Origin of the sequence: Candidatus Pelagibacter sp. (genome assembly GCF_052049815.1) — a bacterium.
Lineage (GTDB): Bacteria > Pseudomonadota > Alphaproteobacteria > Pelagibacterales > Pelagibacteraceae > Pelagibacter.
Map to the genome: position 1 here is coordinate 1 of NZ_JBNGZG010000100.1, position 1,031 is coordinate 1,031.

The 1,031-nt window shown below is 22.4% G+C and carries 1 protein-coding gene; it reads right to left on the reverse strand.

Going from position 1 to position 1,031, the window contains the following annotated elements; genetic code table 11:
- On the reverse strand, positions 1–956 hold a 956-nt coding region (locus ACTT9D_RS07430), incomplete at its 3' end, for an SDR family oxidoreductase (protein WP_440931145.1).
- Positions 957–1,031: the final 75 nt, after the last annotated feature.

The window sequence follows — 1,031 nt, forward strand, 5'->3', positions numbered from 1 at the left end:
AATTTCATTCTAATCGTATTTTTGTTAAAATCTAATTTAAATTTTTTCAAATTTTTTCTTAAGTTCTTAACTTCATGTTTAAAACTTGAAAATTTAAAGTTAACTCCAAAGTACTTTTTAAATATTTTTGAATCTACCAAGTAATTTCTTTTATCTGTTGACTTATTTTGAAATTTTATGATTTTTTTATTCATTTTTAGTGTATTACATATCTTATAAGCAATGGATTTGATTGTTGAATTGAATGAGACTATATTACAAATAAATGATGGTAAATTATTTTTAGCAATTAAGATATTATATATCTTACAAACATCCTTGACTGATATAAAAGGCCTAAATTGATTACCATCTCCATCAACAGTTATCATCCTTTTTTTCATAATATTTAAAACAAAAATATTTATTACCAAATCTAATCTCATCGCATTAGAAAAACCAAATAAAGTTGAGTTTCTTAAAGAATTTACTTTAAAGTTATTGTTTTTTAATTTGTAAATTGCAGTCTCTGCTTTCAAATTAGCTTTTGCATAAGTACTAATTGGTTTTTTTGCACCATTTTCATAGACTTTTTTTTTGCTGAATCCATATACTGAACAAGTTGAATTAAAAATATATCTTTTTATGTTTGCTTTTTTAGCTGTCCTAGCAAATTTCAGTCTGTGATGATAATTTACTAACCAGGTATGTTTTTGATTTAATTCTGAGGATGGATCATTTGAAATTCCGTTTAAATCACAAACTATTTCAACATCTTTAAAATCTTCAACTTTAACTTCTGAAATATTTTTTTTAATAAATTTTAAATTTTTTGAATTATTTAATTTATTTCTATTTTTATATAACCAAGGGAAATATAGCTTGTCATACACAATGACTTTATATTTTTTAAGTAAATCTTGTGTTAACTCAGTTCCGAGATATCCTGCGCCACCTGATATTAATATAGTCTTCATTTTGAATTTATCTAAATCCATTAATAAATTTCATATTAAAGTAAAGAATTTTTTGAATTAAAGTAGTAAAATTTT